This window comes from Hymenobacter terrenus (assembly GCF_000972495.1).
In the GTDB taxonomy this organism is placed as follows: Bacteria; Bacteroidota; Bacteroidia; order Cytophagales; family Hymenobacteraceae; genus Hymenobacter; species Hymenobacter terrenus.
This window is the reverse complement of record NZ_LATM01000001.1, coordinates 240,991-257,381: the sequence shown is the minus strand read 5'-3', so window position 1 is coordinate 257,381 and position 16,391 is coordinate 240,991. Positions and strand designations below refer to the sequence as shown.

Genomic DNA, 16,391 nt, shown 5'->3' with positions numbered 1-16,391 from the left:
TAGATATGTAGGACCTTAACCATAGGTAAACGGTGAAGCTCCCGGTGAATTGTGGAACTCGACCAGACAGCCGGCCGTAGCTTCGCACTCAGTCATTGACGGGCTACGGCCGCAAATGTTGCTTTCCAGTCCTGCCATGCCTCGTTATGTTCGATTTTCGGAAGCTCAGCATCTGGCAGAAAAGCTTCGAGTTAATCCTTCAAGTATATCAGCTAACGTGAAGTTTCCCACGTGACAAACTATTTGCGCTGAGCCACCCAACAGCTCCGCTCCCCTCCGAGACGGCCTGTTGAACGGAGCCAAAGCACGACGCTCTCATTCCCCTTTTCTCCCTGCCAAGACCCTAACGTGAACAAAAAGAAAATATTCAACGACCCGGTGTACGGCTTCGTCACCATCCCGACGGAGTTGCTGTTCGACCTCATCGAGCATCGGTATTTTCAGCGGCTACGGCGCATTCAGCAGTTGGGGCTCACGGGTTTCGTATACCCCGGCGCACTGCATACGCGCTTCCACCACGCGCTGGGCGCTATGCACCTGATGTCGCTGGCCCTGCGCACGCTGAAGGACAAGGGCGTGAAGATTTCGGCGGCCGAGGGCGAGGCGGCGCTGACGGCCATTCTGCTGCACGACGTCGGCCACGGGCCCCTCTCTCATGCCTTAGAAACCGCCATCTTTCAGGATGTGCCACACGAGCAACTCTCACTGTTTCTCATGCAGCGCCTCAACAAGGAGTTTCACGGCCGGCTGAATCTGGCCATCGAAATGTTTCAGGGAAGCTACAATCGGCCTTTTTTCCACCAACTGGTGAGCAGTCAGCTTGACATGGACCGCCTCGATTACCTCAACCGCGACTCCTTTTACACCGGCGTGGAAGAAGGCCGCCCCGGCGCCGACCGCCTCATCAAAATGCTGCGCGTGCACGACGAGCGGCTGGTACTGGAAGAAAAAGCGGTGTACTCGGTCGAAAATTTCCTGGTGAGCCGCCGCCTGATGTACTGGCAAGTATACCTGCACAAAACCGTGACCAGCGCCGAGCAAATGGTTATCCGCGTGGTGCAGCGGGCCCGCGACCTGGCCCGCCAGGGCGTAGAAGTACCCGCCAACAGCTGCCTGGGCTACTTCCTGGGTCGCGCTGTGAACCTAACCGAATTCGAGCGCGACGACAAAATCCTTAACCACTTCGTGGAACTGGATGATTACGATATCTGGTCGGCCATCAAAACCTGGGCGGGCCACCCCGACAAGGTGCTCAGCTACCTGGCTAAGAGCATTCTGCACCGTAACCTGCTCAAAATCGTGCTCGCCCCCGAGCCATTCGATGAGGACTTCCGCCTTGGCATCCGTGAGCTGATTGAGGAGCGGTTTGGCCTGCCGCCCGCCGAAGCTGAACTGCTCATGATTCCTGGCCGTCTGAGCAACAGCGCCTATAATCCCAGCGGCGAGCCCATTGAAATCCTCACCAAAAAAGGCGACGTGGTGAACGTGATGGAAGCCTCCGACCTTCCCAATATCCGCGCTCTAAGCCAGCGCGTAGAGAAATTTTACATCTGCTATCCAAAGGAGATTGTATAGGCCGGAGCCGCCGCCCTACCCGAACAACGCTTGGATACGTAGGGCGGAGCCTTTGCTCCGCCTCGCCCGAACGACGCCTTTCAAATGCCAACTAGGTAGGACGGAGCTTTTGCTCCGCCACGCCCGAACAACGCTCATCCAAACTTCGGCAGGGCCTCTATAGGCGGAGCAAGGGCTCCGCCCTACTTTTGCCCTATGGAATTTACCGTTCAGCAAATTGCCGAAGTACTCGGCGGTACCGTGGAAGGCGACGCTACCCTACGCATCTCCAGCCTCGCCAAGATTGAGGAGGCCCAGGCCGGTTCGCTTACTTTTCTTTCGAATAACAAATACGAGTCGTTTCTCTACGAAACCGGTGCTTCCGCCGTCATCGTGGGGCACGCCCAGGAGCTGCGGCACGCTATTAAGCCCACGCTCATCCGGGTTGAGAATCCGTACACGGCCTTCAGTCAGCTTCTTGAATTTTACGCGCAGGCCACCCGCACCGGCAAGCGCGGCGTTGAGCAGCCTTCCTACATCGGCGAAGCCTCCGAAATTGGCGCGGGGCACTACCGGGGCGCGTTTTCCTACATCGGCGAAAACTGCAAGCTGGGCGAGAACGTGCTGATTTTTCCGCACGCCTACATCGGCGACCGGGTCACGATTGGAGCGGGCAGCATCATCCACGCCGGCGCCAAAATCTATGCCGATACTGTCATCGGGCAGTTCTGCGTCATCAAGGCCGGGGCGGTGGTTGGCACCGATGGTTTCGGCTTCGCGCCGCAGCCCGACGGCTCCTATAAAGCCATCCCACAAATTGGTAACGTGGTGCTGGAAGACTATGTGAGCATCGGCGCCAACGCCACCGTCGACTGCGCCACGCTAGGCTCGACGCGGGTGGGCCGGGGTAGCAAAATCGACAACCTCGTACAGCTCGCCCACAACGTCGAAATCGGCCAGCACACCGTCATCGCGGCCCAAACGGGCATCGCCGGCTCGTCGAAAGTGGGCGACCATTGCGTGCTGGCGGGGCAGGTGGGCATCGCCGGCCACATCACGCTTACCAACAAAACCACCGTCACGGCGCAGTCGGGCGTGGGCAAGAATGTGAAACAGGAAGGGCAGATTTTGCAGGGCTCCACGGCCTTCGATTTCAAGCAGAACCAACGGGCCCAAATCGTTTTTCGCCGTCTGCCCGAACTTGAACAACGCGTCGGACAGTTGGAGAAGGCGCAAAACGCAACGGAAAAGCCCTAGCTTTGCAGCCGGGTTGAGCGGTTAGCTGATAGCTGCTAACACTGTTCTACCCTGCTGTCTGGCTTCGCTTAGTTCGAGCTAACAGCTAACAGCTATTAGCTAACCGCTAAAGAATGAACGATAAGCAACATACCATTCAGGCACCCGTCACGGTGCGCGGCATCGGACTGCACACGGGCGTGGAAGCCACCATGACGTTTTGCCCCGCGCCGGTGGGCCACGGCTACAAGTTTCAGCGCGTGGATTTGCCCGGCCAGCCCATCGTGGATGCCGACGTGGACAACGTGGTGGACCTGAGCCGCGGCACGACCATCGAGCAGCATGGTGCCCGCGTCAACACTGTGGAGCACACCCTGGCGGCCCTGGTAGGAATGCAGCTCGACAACGTCCTGATTCAGCTTTCTGGCCCCGAACCGCCCATCATGGACGGCTCGTCGGCCGAGTTCATCAAGGCCCTGCAAACCGTGGGCCTGCAAGAGCAAAACGCGCTACGCAACTACTACGAAATTCCGGAAAGCATTCGCTACGTGGACAATGCTCGCGGCGTGGAAATCGCAGCCCTGCCCCTGTCCGACTACCGCCTCACGGTGATGGTGGACTACAACTCGCCGGTGCTGGGCTCGCAGCACGCCACCCTGACGGACATTGGCCTGTTTGGGGAGGAGATTGCCTCGTCGCGCACGTTCTGCTTTTTGCACGAGCTGGAAATGCTCTATAACAACAACCTCATTCGCGGCGGCGACCTTAGCAACGCCATTGTGGTGGTCGACCGCGTGGTGACTGATGATGAGTTGAATGGGCTTGCCAAAATGCTGGGCAAGCCCCGCGTTTCGGTGAAGAAAGAAGGCATCCTGAACAACGTGGACCTGCGCCACAAAAACGAGCCCGCCCGCCACAAGCTACTCGACCTCGTGGGCGACCTCGCCCTGGTGGGCCGCCCGCTCAAAGGTCAGATTCTGGCGGCCCGCCCGGGCCACGCGGCCAACGTGGCATTCGCCAAGCGCATCAAGAAGAAGATGCTCGAAGCCCGCAGCAACCCTGTGCCGGTGTACGACACCAACCGCGAGCCGGTGATGGACATCAACCGCATTATGCAGGTGCTGCCCCACCGCTACCCGTTCCTGCTGATTGACAAAATCATTCACCTTGACGACCACATGGTCACGTCCGTTAAGAACGTGACCATGAACGAGCCGTTTTTCCAGGGCCACTTTCCCGGCAACCCCATCATGCCCGGCGTGCTGCAAGTAGAAGCCATGGCCCAGACCGGGGGCATCCTGGTAATGAACACCGTGCCCGACCCCGAGAATTACTGGCAGTATTTTCTGGGTATTGAAAACTGCCGCTTTCGCAAAAAAGTGCTCCCAGGGGATACTATCCTGTTCCATTGCCAGTTATTAGCACCCATCAAGCGCGGTATTGCTAAGATGCGCGGCCAGGCTTTTGTGAACGGCAAAGTGGTGATGGACGCGGAGATGAGCGCCGCTATTGTCCGCAAAGACGCCTAATTTTTTAAGTTATGAGTTATGGTTATGAGTTAGGAGTTAGCCGCTTAATCAGACTGCGCCTCTCCCGAACAACTCATAACTCGTAGCTCATTACTCATAATTCAGTTAAGAATGATTTCCCCTCTCGCCTACATTCATCCTTCTGCTCGTCTTGCGCCCGGCGTAACCGTTGAACCGTTTACGACCATTGCGGCAGATGTCGAAATTGGGGAGGGCACCTGGGTTGGGCCGAACGTGACCATCATGGATGGGGCTCGCATTGGGCAGCACTGCCAGATATTTCCCGGCGCCGTGGTAGGAGCCGTACCCCAGGATTTAAAATTTGCCGGGGAGCAAACCACGGCCGTGATTGGCGACTACACCGTGCTGCGTGAGTGCGTGACGGTGAACCGCGGCACCGTGGACCGGGGCCGGACCGTGGTGGGCAGCCACTGCCTGCTGCAAGCCTACGTCCACGTAGCGCACGACTGCACCATCGGCAACCATTGCGTGATTTCCAATTCGGTGCAGATTGCCGGGCACGTCACCGTGGGCGACTGGGCTATTCTGGGCGGTACCTCGGCCATCCATCAGTTTGTGACAATTGGGGCGCATGCTTTTCTGGGAGGCGGCTCGCTGGTGCGCAAAGACATTCCACCCTTCGTGAAGGCCGCCCGTGAGCCCCTGACTTACGCGGGCATAAATTCAGTCGGCCTGCGGCGGCGCGGCTTTTCGGAAGAGCAAGTCAACGAACTGCATAACCTATACCGGCTGCTGTTTCTGGGGGGCATGAACACGCACGATGCCCTGGCGCGCATTGAGGCCGAAATTCGTCCTTCGACCGAGCGCGACTTGGCGCTGAACTTCGTGCGGGCCGCCACGCGGGGCATCATCAAAGGCCCCAAGCGCGAACGGCTGGACCTCGACAGCGAGGCCGACTAGCTACCGCCCGCCATGCAGATTACGGCCGACGGGCTGGGTAAACGCTTTCAGCGCGACTGGATTTTCCGGGGGCTCACGCGCACCTTACGGCCCGGCAGCGCCACCGCCGTGCTGGGACCCAACGGCGCGGGCAAAAGCACGCTGCTGAACACGTTCTCGGGCCAGCTGCTGCCCACCGAGGGCATGTTGGCCTATACTTTGGCGGGGCGCGCCGTGGCCGTGGAAGACCTGCCGCAACACCTGGCCTACGCGGCCCCGTACCTGGAGCTGCTCGAAGAACTGACGCTGCTGGAGCTGCTGCGATTCCACACCCAATTTAAGGCCCTGCGGTCGGGGATTTCGCTGGATAGGCTCATTGACCTTATGTATCTGGAGAAGGCCCGCCATCAGCTCGTGCGCGAGTTTTCGTCGGGCATGAAGCAGCGTCTCAAGCTGGCTCTGGCCCTATACGCCGCCGCGCCCTTACTCCTGCTCGATGAGCCCACCACCAACCTAGACGCCACCGGCGTGGCCTGGTATCAGGAACACGTGCAAGCCACCCGCACCGGCCGCACGCTGCTGCTCAGCTCCAACGTATCGGCTGAATATGCCTTTTGCGACGAGCAGCTATTGGTGACGGATTATCAGACTACCCGAGAAAAACCTGGTTTTTGATTGCTTTTAACTTCTTCCTATATTGGGGTGAGTAAGGAGCAATACAACTGGCTATAAAGGGCCTTTGCAAAGCTTGAGCTTACTTTTCACGCATTAAAATTACCGCAATACTCAACCGCGAATTGGCCCGCACCGTATCTTCGCGGCCAGCTTAGGCACAATTTCTCACCTCTACATTAATTCCGCCCCGGCCATGATAGATAACGACGACCTGGACGACGACCTGCTCGACGACGACGATACTCTGGATTCTTACGCCACCAAAGGCGGCGGGGCCGTCATCGGCAATTCCGAAGACCGACTCTCCGCCAAATACGCTGACTACCTGATGTGGACCGATACCGGCTCTTCGCACGACGAAGCCCTGGACTTGGCCAATATGACGGAAGAAGAATTTGTGGAGGCGGAACGGGCCGAAAACGCCGACCGTGGTGCTTTCACCAGCCTTGATGACGACGATGACGACTTCGCCGATGATGATGACGAAGAGGACGAAGGCTACACCAGCGGTCGAGGCGGTCGCCGCAGCAGCTTCGACAGCGACGACTATTAATACTGATTTCTTTGAAGACTATAATTACAGAAATCCCCGGCTGGTATCCAGCCGGGGATTTTTCATGAAGGTGCAGGGCGTGCTCTGACCTTTAAACAGCCAAACGAAGTAAGCGCATCAAACAACGTGCTGCTGAGCGCAGCCGAAGCATCTCCCGTGAGGAGGTAATTCAATCGTGAACCCCGAAAGAAATGCTGCGGCTCCGCTCAGCAGGACCGCTTACTTGCGACCAAACACTTGCTTGAGAATGTCTGACGTACGGGCGGCCGGGTTTTTGCGGATTTTGGCTTCCTCATTAGCCAGCAGGATGAAAAGGCCATCCACGGCTTTTTGCGTGGTGTAGGCTGCAAGGTCGGTTTGTACCGGGGTAATCAGCGGAATACGGTTGTACTTGCTCGTCATTTTGGCGTAGGCAGCACCCGCGCCTACCTGGTCAACGGCGGCCCCAATATCGGGACGGAATGCGCTAATTAGCTGGGCTTCGGTGGACTTGCGCAAGAACTGAGTAGCCGCATCTGTGGAACCACTGGTAACTAGCGTCAGAGCATCCGTAATACTAATGTTGGCCAGAGCATTGAGGAAAATATCCTTGGCTTTGGGCGCGGCGGCCTCAGCGGCGCGGTTGAGTTGAGTTTCGAAGGTACTGATAACGGTGTTCATCCCTGGAAACTTACTCAGGGTTGTTTTCATCAGAATAGCATCTTCCGGAAAGGGAATGTGAATCTCGTCGTTGGTATTATAGCCATCGGGCTCCGAGGCAAATTCGACGGCTTTGATGATGCCTTTGTTGAGAGCTTCCTTGATGCCGGCGCTGGCCTGCGCTTCGGTGAGTGGGGCGGGCGGTGGCGTGGCGGGAACGGCCTTGGCGGCGGCCGCTTTAGCAGCTGCGGCCTTGGCAGCGGCTGATTTGGCGGCAGCAGCTTTTTTAGCAGCAGCAGCTTTTTTGGCGGCCGTGGTTTGCGCGTGGGCGGCCGGGGCGGTAGTGGCCAAGAGGCCGGCTACCAGCAGGGTGCTGGTAATGCGTGTAAACATGGAATAAACTGCAGCAACGGGAAAACCGGATGACCCCTGTGGCTGTCCTTGGACCGTCGCTCTTGCAAATTGAAGACAATTTTGCGGCCAAACCTATTTTTTTTCTCCTCAGTATGCCCACTCCCGCCCCGCAGCCCTACGCTTCAGCTTCTGCTCCTACACCGGCCGCCCCGCCCGATGTCGAAATCATGACCATCGGCGACGAGCTGCTCTACGGGCAGGTCATCGACACGAATTCGGCTTTCATGGGCCAGGAGTTGGCCAAAATTGGCCTGCGGGTGCGGCAGATTTCGTCGGTCTCGGACCGCGCCGATGAGATTGTGGCGGCCCTGGACCAAGCCCGGCAGCGGGCACAAGTCGTCCTCATCACCGGCGGCCTGGGACCCACTAAAGACGACCTCACCAAGCATGTACTGGCCCGCTACTTCGGCACCGAGCTGGTGATGCACGAGCCCACGCTGCATCATGTTGAAGAAATATTCAAGCGTTTCCAGCGCCCAATGCTGGACGTGAACCGCCAGCAAGCCCTCGTGCCGGCCAACTGCGAAGTGCTGCACAACGCCGTGGGCACGGCCCCGGGCATGTGGTTTCTGGACCAGGGCACCGTGTTCGTGAGCATGCCCGGCGTGCCTTTCGAGATGAAACGCCTGATGACCGACCACGTGCTCCCGCGCCTGCAAACCCAGTTTCACTTGGCTCCCATAGAGCATGTCGTCATCATGACGGCCGGCCTCGGCGAGTCGTTCCTGGCCGAGAAAATTGCCGATTGGGAAGATGCTCTCCCCGCCAACATCAAGCTGGCCTACCTGCCCAGCTTCGGGGCCGTGCGCCTGCGCCTGACGGGCACCGACGACGGCCAGCCCGACCTGCGCGGTCGCATGCTGGCCCTGCTGCCCGTGCTGCGCGAGCGCATCGGCGAATACATTTTTGCCGAGGAAGAAACCACGCTCGAAGCTGCTATTGGCAAGCTGCTGCTGGCCCGCAACCTTACCATCGGCACGGCCGAAAGCTGCACTGGCGGCTTGGTCGCGCACCGCCTCACGGGCGTGCCGGGCAGTTCGGGCTACTTCCGGGGCAGCATCGTGGCCTACCACAACGACATCAAGCAGGCTGAGCTGGGCGTGCAGACCGACACCCTGGCCCAATACGGCGCCGTGAGCGAAGCCACCGTGCGCGAGATGGCCGAAGGCGCCCGCCGGCGCCTGGGCGTCGATGTGGCCGTGGCCACCAGCGGCATCGCAGGTCCCGGCGGCGCCACCGCTACCAAGCAAGTAGGCACCGTGTGCCTGGCCTACGCCGATGCAAACCAGACCATCAGCCGCGAATACGTGCTGGACCGCGGCCGCGCCCTGAACGTGGAGTACGCCGCGCAGTCGGTGCTCACGCTGCTGCGGCAGCAATTGGCTTCGCTGTAGCGGAGCCGTGCTACCGCCCTAAGCAAATGAAAAAGCCACTCTGCGGAGTGGCTTTTTCGTTCAAAACCGAACCCTCACCAGAAAATGCCTGTGTATGGCAACGCATAGTCAGAGGGCCCGTCGAATCCCGAAAACCCCTCCACGAATTCTCGCGGAGGGGCAACCGAGGTATTTCAGAACTGGTTAACGCAGGCGCCGGTCGTCTTCGGTAATGGCCAGGTCATTGATACTGGCAAAGCGGCGCTGCATCAGGCCCGAGGGCGCAAACTCCCACATTTCGTTGCCGTAGGCCCGCCACCACTGGCCAGCGGCATCATGAAACTCGTACTCGAAGCGCACGGCCATGCGGTTTTCGCGGAAGCCCCACAGCTCTTTTTTGAGACGGTAGTCGAGCTCCCGGTCCCACTTGCGGCGCAGGAAAGCGCGAATTTGCTCGCGGCCCTGCAAAAATTCGGTGCGGTTGCGCCATTCCGAATCGGGAGTGTAGGCCAGCACCACCCGGTCGGGGTCGCGGCTGTTCCAGGCATCTTCGGCGGCCTGCACTTTGAGGGCGGCAGTTTCCGGGGTGAAGGGTGGCTGAAGCGGGGATGTCGTCATGGCAAGAATTGAATTAAGCCAGCTCGGCAGCGAGCGGCGCGGCCACCGGAAAGTCGATGGGCACTTCGGTCAGGTTGTGCAGATAGTTCATGGCCACTTTGTCGCTGACTTGCAAAATAACGTCAACCAAGTTGCCCTTGTCATAGCCGGCCGCGAAAAAGGCGTCGAGCGTGGCGGGTGCTACGCGGCCCTGGTGGGCGGTCACGTCTTTGGCCAGGGCTACTAGGGCTGCGAGCTTGGCATCGGTGGCGTGGCCGCTGCGCAGGGTGAGAATTTCTTCCTCCGAAAAGCCGTTCATCTTGCCGAGTAGCGTGTGGGCACTCAGGCAATAGCGGCAGCCATTCACTTCACTCACTACCAGATTGACGGCTTCTTTTTCCTTGTTGCTGAGTGAGGTTTTAGCGCCCTGAAAAGCCAGGTATTTCGACAGGCCGTTTTCGGAGTAGGCGATGGTGGCGTAGAGGTTGGGTACGAAGCCCAGGGCCTGCTGCAGGCCATCGAACTGGGCTTGGCTGCTGGGTGAAACCTGCTCGCGGGTGGGGACGGTGAAATTTGCCATTGGTTCTTGAAAATTGGGGTGAAAAGGTGTCTTTCAGCGGCGTTGCTGAACAGCACAAAGGTCCCGCGCCACCTAGCGCCCCAACATGGAGAATGCCCGTCACTAGCTGGACAAATTGCCCCGGGCAAAGCCCACCGTTTGCCGGTACAGGCTCGGCGATACATCGGCCTGGTGCTTAAACAGGCGACTGAAGTAATACTCGTCCTCAAACCCCAGCTCCCAGGCAATCTGCTTCACGGCCTTGTCGGTGAGGTAGAGCTCACGCTTCGCCTCGATGACGATGCGCTCCTGAATAAGGTCCGACGGCGTTTTGTGAAAATGCTTTTTGGTGAGCTGACCCAGAGCTTTGGGCGTGAGGTGCACCAGTTCGGCATAGTCGGCCGGGCTGTGCTTGGTGCGGTAGTGCGCCTCGATGTGGTCGCGCAGCTGCTGCAACACGTAGGCCGGACGCCCCGGCGGCGCCGCCGCTGTGGGGGCGCCGGCCGGGAGGGTGTTCAGCTTGCAGCGCGAGGCATGAATGAGGAAAATCTTGAGCTGAGCCACCAGCAACTCGTGCTGCGCCACCGCGGGCTGCTGCATTTCGACCTCCAGCTCGCGCAGGGTATTGGCCAGCGTGGCGACCGTGGACGCATCAAGCGCCACCACCGGCGGCTGGTAGATGTTGTTGAAAAGGACGCCGTTGCAGGCCACTTCCGCCTGATGCTTGACGATACAGAAGAAATCGGGGTGGAACTGCACCGTGGTCAACTCCAGGTCGGGCATGGCGCGAACCAGCATGAAGGGCTGATAGGGACTGAAGCACAGCAGCGAATTAGGTGCAAACGCGTACTCCGAAAAGTCGGCCCGCAGCGTGCCGTGGCCCGCCCGCACCCACACCATGGAGTAGTAGTTGAACCGGCAGAGGTGGTCGAACGGGTTTTCGCCCGGCCCCGTCCGGCTGATTTTCAGCGCAAGCTCGCCGCTGCGTTCATTTATCAAAGTAATAGGACTCATTGCTAAAAGCAGATTGATTCAATTACAAAGCACGGAAAACAACACCGCCATTAGCCCGGACAAAAACCCATCAGGCTGGATGATTTCCTCTTTTTGTTCATTGCACTGCCGCCACCGACGCTTTCTACAGAAGCTTTGGCGGCGCAGTGCTGCTCCTGGCACAGCCGAAACAGCTGCGCGTATTCGAATGACATGGGCTACACATCGCATGCGACCAGAGCGCGCAAGGCCACTGTTTCATGGGTAAAGCTGGCGAACGGGCTTTATAGGGCTTGTACCACCTGTTTTACCGTCACCCGCTTGCGGTAGTCAGAATCGAAATAGGCGAACTTGATTTTACCGTTTTGGCCAATGACGTAGGTGGCTGGCACGGGCAGCACGGCGGCATCAGAGCCGTTGGCTTTTTTCAGGTCCACCCCGAAGCCCTGGTATTTGGTGACCGTTGCGTCATCGACGATGAAGGCCGTGCGGTAGGCCTTCATGATGACAAAATCCTGGTCGTGCACAATCGGGAACGCGGCTTTAGTCTTCTCCACCGTTTTGTCGATGTTAGCCTGTGTTTCCGGCGTTATCACGACCACCTGCGCGCCCTTGGCCGTGAGCTGCTGCAGGGAATCCTGAAGCTGACTGAGTTGCTTATTGCAGAAGGGGCACCACTGCCCCCGGTAGAAATACAGCACCACGGGGCCTTTCTTGAGCAGTTTGCTTAGCTCAACTTCATTGCCGGCGGTGTCTTTGCCTTTGAAAACCGGGGCCTTTTCGCCCACCTTCAGGGCCGAGGCGGTAAGGGCCGGCGCGGTGGTAGACGTTTGAGCCTGCGCGGCCAGCGGAACCAGCGGCAACCCGAGAGCAGCCAGAAAAAAGAATGATTTCATTACGAAGTTTGAAAAGTAAAAGGGTAAAGGGAGATTTGATTAAGCACGAGGTACTCGTGCCGCAGCGTGGCCTTTGTAGTCCGCGCTACGGCTCACCAGCTACGAAACCGCGTTAGAGGAGACGTTGACGTAGTCGCTCGCGGGCGGCGGCGGGCAATACCACCGGATGGGCTCGGCGGGCGCCGTCTCGCGCAATATGGGCGAGCCAGGCCGATTGGCGGGCATAGCGGCGGCACTTGGCACAATAGCTCAAGTGCATCCAGAGGCTGCTGCGGTTGCCGAGGGGCAGGGCAATATCGGTCCGCTTTTCAACCCAAAGAGTGGCCTGCTGGCAGGTAATGAGGCGAAGCATGGTCATCGTTTCATAGTTGAAAACCTGACTAGCGCACGACTATGGCAAGTAAAGCCTGCGGCGGGGGCACCAAACCCGGCTTCGGCGCGGCGGCCGGGGTGCGGGCCGAAGTTGAACGAGTAGGTTTGGCCTGGGCCGGCGCAACGGCGGCCACATTCAGCGGGCCGAAAGTGAGCGAAGTGCTGCCCGGCACGCAGCGGCCATCGGCATCGGAGCAGCTTTGGTACTCCGCCTCGGCTTTGATGGTGAGCGGGCCGGGCCTGAGCACCCGGATGCGCTGGCGAATCTGGCCGGTGTTCTCGAAAGAAGGCCACTTCGCCGTTGAACACCTCGTCGGGCACGTGCTTCGAGCCAATGGATTGGGGCTTGCCCACCAGCTCGTAGGCCGGGCTTTTCGCAAACGTCAGGATGAATACCACCGGCCCCACCTCGTCGCTGAAATCGGTGGCATAGAGGTGCCAGTGCAGCTGAATTTCCGCCTGCACCACCACGTCCAACTCGGTGCCCACCTTGGCCGTAGGCTGGCTGAGCGAGGTCGTGAGGATGGTCGGCGGCCCCACTTGGGCTGAGGCGGAGCAAGTCAACTGGGCCAGCAAGCTCAGCAAGAAAAGGAAGGAATAGCGGTGTGACATGAAGCAGTATTTCGTGATTCCCCCCGACAGACGCCCCTTATTCTATGTCCTTACAACCCCCACCCCAAATACCTATTTGTAGAGACGCCATACTTGGCGTCTTGTCGTTGAACGATGACGGGCAAACGGCGCGGACGATGAGACGCGAAGGGTCGCGTCTCTACATTGTGCTAGCAAACACAAACAGTCTCTAAAACACCTGTCAACGCGCTGGGCGATGGTCCGCAACTGGGATTAAATAATCAAAAAAAGCCACTCCGCGGAGTGGCTTTTTTTGATTCAAGAGCTGAGTCTTATACGGCCGCTACGCCGGCTTCTCCCCCTTTCGGCGCCTTGGCCTTGCCGCTACCCGTGACGAGCAGGCTCCGCGCCACTTTGTAGCCTTTGTAGAGTTCCGGGTTCACAGCCTCGAAGATGCTCATAGCTTTGTCCAGCTCGTAAATCTGCATCATCTGGGCCTCGTGCACTTCCTCGTAGGTGGCGTTGGCATTCTGGCGAGCGTCGAGTAGCAGCTGGGTATCGGGCAGGCCCCCCTGAAACGCCTCGGCGATGGTGCGGGTCGTGGCCAGATACTCGGCATCAACGGCGTGATTAGCCAGGGCCTCCGCATTGGCCTCGGCCCGGGCCAGCACCTGCATCCCCACCCCCGCCTGCAACTCGGGCCGCAGCTCGCGGAACGTGGTGCGCCCGATGGTGACCAAGGCCAGAAAATCCATGTCGTTGGCGTCGGCGGCCACTATCTGCAAGGGCCCCAACATCGCCAGAAGCCGGGTTTCAAAAGCCGTGCGTTGCTCGGTGCGGCGCTCGGTTACCCGCTTGGTCTCAAGGGCCGTGAGGCCGGCTTTAGCCTGCACGGCGGGCAGTCCCGCCACTACGTCGGCGGCCTCTTTGCCCGCCACCTTGCTCTTGCCGATGGCGGGCAGGTTGGCGGTAATCCAGGGCGAAAGCACGCCCATCATACGGAATTGGTCGGCACGGAACGAGTGCATAGGACAAAAAACTTGTTAAGTGAAGGTTACGCCGTCCAAAGTAGTCCTTATTTTCTTATTCCCGCGGCCGGGCTCGCCCGCCCGGTTACTGACGGATGGCCCCGGTGCCCTTGCCGGCCCCGTCAGTTGCCTTGCCGGCGTCATCGGCAGGCTTGCCACCCATGTCGGATGCCTTGCCGCGCCTCCTCGACGACTTGCCACGCCTTCCGGACCACTTGCCGAGGCTTCCGGAAGGCTTGTCACCGCTTCCGGTTGACTTGCCGCGCCTTCCGGTTGACTTGCCGCGCCTTCCGGTTGACTTGCCGGGGCTTCCGGACGACTTGCCGCGCCTTCCGGACGACTTGTTGCCAGCACTTACCAGCTATAAAACCCCGATTACTTCAATCACCAATTAATCACCCAGCGAGGTTATCCTATCCTGTGTTCGTTACCCTTTGGTCGTTGCCCGACCGGATTAGTCCGCTGATAGGCCCGGCAACCATTTCAGCACCTCCTCCAGGAGTACCCTGCAACGTTATTTAATGCTCGATTTTTTGAACAGTTCTTTACAGATTGTTTATGCAGCCAATAAAGCGTGCAGCGGACAAATTGAATTTCAGAAATCTGATTCACAGAATGAAGGTCCGTAAGTGCGCTCTTATGCAATTAGTCGTTTCTGATAAGGTCGAACGTGAGTTGCTCTTCCACTGGGGCAGTGGCGGAATTTCGGCCACGTAGCAAGACCGTGTAAGAGTTGCCGGGAACAAGGGCTACATTTTTGGAAACCAGCGCCGCCTCGGGGCTGGCGGCTTGCTGCACGGATAGTACATAGTCTTTCGCATCAACAAGTACGAATGGGCTAGCCCCCGCATAAGCAATATTGGCAACGAAAGGGGCCGTCCCCGCGCCTTGTGGTGCCAACGTAACCGCACCAGCCTCAAACCCTAGATTGACCAGTCGAATGCCCACTTTTCCCGTCGCCACAGCGGGACCCGGAATATCCGAGTCAGCCGTGACCAAGGCGCCAATACTGGAGTCAGTGGGATTGTATATAAACAGAGAGTATATTCGCTTAATAGTAGAGGTAAAATCCCGCCCGTTTGAAATAGAAAGGACCCTCAGCAATGTGCTGAGGATCCTTTCTATTGTCGTATCAAGAAGTCTAGTGGTGGCTAATTACTGAAAGGACAGCAACACAGATACAGCTATCCATCCAAACAATCTTAATGCGCTGTACTTTCCTCCGAAAGGCTTCCTTCGTTACGCCGCTTCCGGCGCGTCGCTCGGCACCTTGCGCATGATTTCATGGCCCATTTTATCACGCTTGGTGGCTAAATAGACCTCGTTGTGCGGATTGGCGTTGATTTCAATGGGCAGCGTATCTACCACTTCGAGGCCGTAGCCGGCGAGGCCGGTGCGCTTGCGGGGGTTATTGGTGAGCAGGCGCATCTGGGTCACGCCGAGGTCGCGCAAAATGGACGCGCCCACACCATAGTCGCGCTCGTCACCCTTGAAGCCGAGGTCTTCATTAGCCTGCACAGTGTCGCGGCCCTGTTCCTGTAGCTTGTAGGCTTTCAGCTTGTTGAGCAAGCCAATGCCGCGGCCCTCCTGGTTCATGTACACGATGATGCCGCGGCCTTCACGCTCAATCTGGCGCATGGCTTGGTGCAGCTGCGGGCCGCAGTCGCAGCGGCACGAGCCAAAGATGTCACCGGTCACGCACGAGGAGTGCACCCGTACCAGCACCGGCTCGGGCCCGCTGATGTCGCCTTTCACCAGCGCCAGGTGCTGCGCCCCGTTTGAGCGCTGGGTGAAGGCATACAGGTCAAAATCGCCGTCCTCGGTGGGCATCCGCACCGATATCTCGCGGTGGATGAGGCTTTCGTGGGCGAGGCGGTACTTGATGAGGTCCTGCACCGAAATCAGCTTCAGGTCCCAGCGCTTCGCCACGATTTCCAAATCGGGCAGGCGGGCCATTTCGCCATCCTCCTTCAGAATCTCCACCAGCACCCCGGCCGGCTCGAACCCGGCCAGGCGGGCCAGGTCCACTGCCGCCTCCGTGTGGCCAGCCCGGCGCAATACGCCTTCCTTCCGGGCCTTGAGGGGAAAAATGTGCCCCGGCTTGCCCAGTTCCTCAGGCTTGGTGGTGGGGTCGATGAGGGCCAGAATGGTCTTGCTACGGTCGGAGGCCGAGATGCCGGTGGTCACGCCGTTCTTCAGCAAATCGACCGACACCGTGAACGGTGTAGCGTGCAGGGCCGTATTATGGCCCACCATCAAATCGAGGCCCAGCTCTTCGCAGCGCTGCTCGGGCAGGGAGGCGCACACCAGGCCGCGGCCGTGGGTAGCCATAAAGTTGATGATTTCGGGCGTGGCGCACTGAGCAGCGCAAATAAAATCGCCCTCGTTCTCACGGTCTTCGTCGTCGACGACGATAACGACCTTGCCAGCGCGGATATCGGCAATGGCGGATTCGATGGAATCGAGCATGGTGGGATAGGTAATATTTCGGCCTTAACAA

Annotated in this window: 16 protein-coding genes and 1 pseudogene; 7 read left to right on the top strand and 10 right to left on the bottom strand. The window is 58.9% G+C overall.

Features of this window, described 5'->3' with window-relative positions; translation table 11 throughout:
- Positions 1-348: 348 nt before the first annotated feature.
- The 6 genes and pseudogenes from WX88_RS01155 (at position 349) to WX88_RS01130 (ending at position 6,447) form a co-directional block, all read left to right on the top strand.
- Positions 349-1,575 carry an HD domain-containing protein gene (locus WX88_RS01155; RefSeq protein WP_046242474.1) on the top strand — a complete coding sequence of 409 codons (1,227 nt, stop codon included), beginning with the start codon at positions 349-351 and terminating at the stop codon, positions 1,573-1,575.
- A 195-nt stretch (positions 1,576-1,770) separates the two neighbouring features.
- Entirely contained in the window at positions 1,771-2,811 is a 1,041-nt protein-coding gene (gene lpxD / locus WX88_RS01150) for a UDP-3-O-(3-hydroxymyristoyl)glucosamine N-acyltransferase (RefSeq protein ID WP_046242473.1), read from the top strand.
- A gap of 113 nt (positions 2,812-2,924) precedes the next feature.
- Complete coding sequence (locus WX88_RS01145; protein ID WP_046242472.1) at positions 2,925-4,319, top strand: bifunctional UDP-3-O-[3-hydroxymyristoyl] N-acetylglucosamine deacetylase/3-hydroxyacyl-ACP dehydratase; 1,395 nt, start codon at positions 2,925-2,927, stop codon at positions 4,317-4,319.
- A 111-nt stretch (positions 4,320-4,430) separates the two neighbouring features.
- Entirely contained in the window at positions 4,431-5,240 is an 810-nt protein-coding gene (gene lpxA, locus WX88_RS01140) for an acyl-ACP--UDP-N-acetylglucosamine O-acyltransferase (protein ID WP_046242471.1), read from the top strand.
- An 81-nt stretch (positions 5,241-5,321) separates the two neighbouring features.
- A pseudogene (locus tag WX88_RS01135) lies at positions 5,322-5,894 on the top strand (ABC transporter ATP-binding protein); the annotation flags it as partial.
- Between the two features lie 193 nt (positions 5,895-6,087).
- On the top strand, positions 6,088-6,447 hold the full coding sequence (locus tag WX88_RS01130) for a hypothetical protein (RefSeq protein WP_046242469.1): 360 nt from the start codon (positions 6,088-6,090) through the stop codon (positions 6,445-6,447).
- Positions 6,448-6,666: 219 nt separating this feature from the next.
- On the opposite strand, the gene WX88_RS01125 is transcribed toward WX88_RS01130, so the two are convergent.
- The gene (locus WX88_RS01125) at positions 6,667-7,479 is read right to left on the bottom strand and encodes a DUF4197 domain-containing protein (protein ID WP_052732227.1); all 813 of its coding nucleotides are present in this window, start codon (positions 7,477-7,479) and stop codon (positions 6,667-6,669) included.
- Positions 7,480-7,592: 113 nt separating this feature from the next.
- On the opposite strand from WX88_RS01125, the gene WX88_RS01120 reads away from it, so the two are divergent.
- Positions 7,593-8,894, top strand: a complete 1,302-nt coding sequence (locus WX88_RS01120; RefSeq protein ID WP_082115838.1) for a competence/damage-inducible protein A — start codon at positions 7,593-7,595, stop codon at positions 8,892-8,894.
- A gap of 183 nt (positions 8,895-9,077) precedes the next feature.
- Here WX88_RS01120 and WX88_RS01115 read toward each other — a convergent pair whose 3' ends face one another.
- The 9 genes from WX88_RS01115 to WX88_RS01075 all read right to left on the bottom strand — a co-directional run bounded on the left by WX88_RS01115 (position 9,078) and on the right by WX88_RS01075 (position 16,360).
- The gene (locus WX88_RS01115; RefSeq protein WP_046242468.1) at positions 9,078-9,491 is read right to left on the bottom strand and encodes a nuclear transport factor 2 family protein; all 414 of its coding nucleotides are present in this window, start codon (positions 9,489-9,491) and stop codon (positions 9,078-9,080) included.
- Between the two features lie 13 nt (positions 9,492-9,504).
- On the bottom strand, positions 9,505-10,050 hold the full coding sequence (locus tag WX88_RS01110; protein ID WP_046242467.1) for a carboxymuconolactone decarboxylase family protein: 546 nt from the start codon (positions 10,048-10,050) through the stop codon (positions 9,505-9,507).
- 102 nt (positions 10,051-10,152) lie between these two features.
- On the bottom strand, positions 10,153-11,043 hold the full coding sequence (locus WX88_RS01105; protein ID WP_046242466.1) for a helix-turn-helix domain-containing protein: 891 nt from the start codon (positions 11,041-11,043) through the stop codon (positions 10,153-10,155).
- Positions 11,044-11,306: 263 nt separating this feature from the next.
- A complete protein-coding gene (locus WX88_RS01100) occupies positions 11,307-11,918 on the bottom strand; it encodes a peroxiredoxin-like family protein (protein WP_052732226.1) in 612 nt (203 codons plus the stop codon).
- A gap of 112 nt (positions 11,919-12,030) precedes the next feature.
- Positions 12,031-12,270 (bottom strand): anti-sigma factor family protein, encoded by a 240-nt coding sequence (locus WX88_RS01095; protein WP_156175886.1) that lies wholly within the window; start codon positions 12,268-12,270, stop codon positions 12,031-12,033.
- Positions 12,271-12,272: 2 nt separating this feature from the next.
- Positions 12,273-12,902, bottom strand: a complete 630-nt coding sequence (locus WX88_RS01090) for a hypothetical protein (protein ID WP_046242464.1) — start codon at positions 12,900-12,902, stop codon at positions 12,273-12,275.
- Between the two features lie 293 nt (positions 12,903-13,195).
- Positions 13,196-13,891 carry a hypothetical protein gene (locus WX88_RS01085; protein WP_046242463.1) on the bottom strand — a complete coding sequence of 232 codons (696 nt, stop codon included), beginning with the start codon at positions 13,889-13,891 and terminating at the stop codon, positions 13,196-13,198.
- A 645-nt stretch (positions 13,892-14,536) separates the two neighbouring features.
- Positions 14,537-14,890, bottom strand: a complete 354-nt coding sequence (locus WX88_RS01080; protein ID WP_231590593.1) for a hypothetical protein — start codon at positions 14,888-14,890, stop codon at positions 14,537-14,539.
- Between the two features lie 240 nt (positions 14,891-15,130).
- Positions 15,131-16,360: a bifunctional 3,4-dihydroxy-2-butanone-4-phosphate synthase/GTP cyclohydrolase II gene (locus tag WX88_RS01075; RefSeq protein WP_046242461.1), complete on the bottom strand. Its 1,230-nt coding sequence runs from the start codon at positions 16,358-16,360 to the stop codon at positions 15,131-15,133.
- Positions 16,361-16,391 lie beyond the last annotated feature (31 nt).

What these genes read in the sequence shown, in the direction of transcription:
- lpxD (WP_046242473.1), top strand. Translation starts at nt 1,771, where the DNA reads ATGGAATTTACCGTTCAGCAAATTGCCGAAGTACTCGGCGGTACCGTG.
- WX88_RS01145 (WP_046242472.1), top strand. Translation starts at nt 2,925, where the DNA reads ATGAACGATAAGCAACATACCATTCAGGCACCCGTCACGGTGCGCGGC.
- lpxA (WP_046242471.1), top strand. Translation starts at nt 4,431, where the DNA reads ATGATTTCCCCTCTCGCCTACATTCATCCTTCTGCTCGTCTTGCGCCC.
- WX88_RS01130 (WP_046242469.1), top strand. Translation starts at nt 6,088, where the DNA reads ATGATAGATAACGACGACCTGGACGACGACCTGCTCGACGACGACGAT.
- WX88_RS01125 (WP_052732227.1), bottom strand. Translation starts at nt 7,479, where the DNA reads ATGTTTACACGCATTACCAGCACCCTGCTGGTAGCCGGCCTCTTGGCC.
- WX88_RS01120 (WP_082115838.1), top strand. Translation starts at nt 7,593, where the DNA reads ATGCCCACTCCCGCCCCGCAGCCCTACGCTTCAGCTTCTGCTCCTACA.
- WX88_RS01115 (WP_046242468.1), bottom strand. Translation starts at nt 9,491, where the DNA reads ATGACGACATCCCCGCTTCAGCCACCCTTCACCCCGGAAACTGCCGCC.
- WX88_RS01110 (WP_046242467.1), bottom strand. Translation starts at nt 10,050, where the DNA reads ATGGCAAATTTCACCGTCCCCACCCGCGAGCAGGTTTCACCCAGCAGC.
- WX88_RS01105 (WP_046242466.1), bottom strand. Translation starts at nt 11,043, where the DNA reads ATGAGTCCTATTACTTTGATAAATGAACGCAGCGGCGAGCTTGCGCTG.
- WX88_RS01100 (WP_052732226.1), bottom strand. Translation starts at nt 11,918, where the DNA reads ATGAAATCATTCTTTTTTCTGGCTGCTCTCGGGTTGCCGCTGGTTCCG.
- WX88_RS01095 (WP_156175886.1), bottom strand. Translation starts at nt 12,270, where the DNA reads ATGCTTCGCCTCATTACCTGCCAGCAGGCCACTCTTTGGGTTGAAAAG.
- WX88_RS01090 (WP_046242464.1), bottom strand. Translation starts at nt 12,902, where the DNA reads ATGTCACACCGCTATTCCTTCCTTTTCTTGCTGAGCTTGCTGGCCCAG.
- WX88_RS01085 (WP_046242463.1), bottom strand. Translation starts at nt 13,891, where the DNA reads ATGCACTCGTTCCGTGCCGACCAATTCCGTATGATGGGCGTGCTTTCG.
- WX88_RS01075 (WP_046242461.1), bottom strand. Translation starts at nt 16,360, where the DNA reads ATGCTCGATTCCATCGAATCCGCCATTGCCGATATCCGCGCTGGCAAG.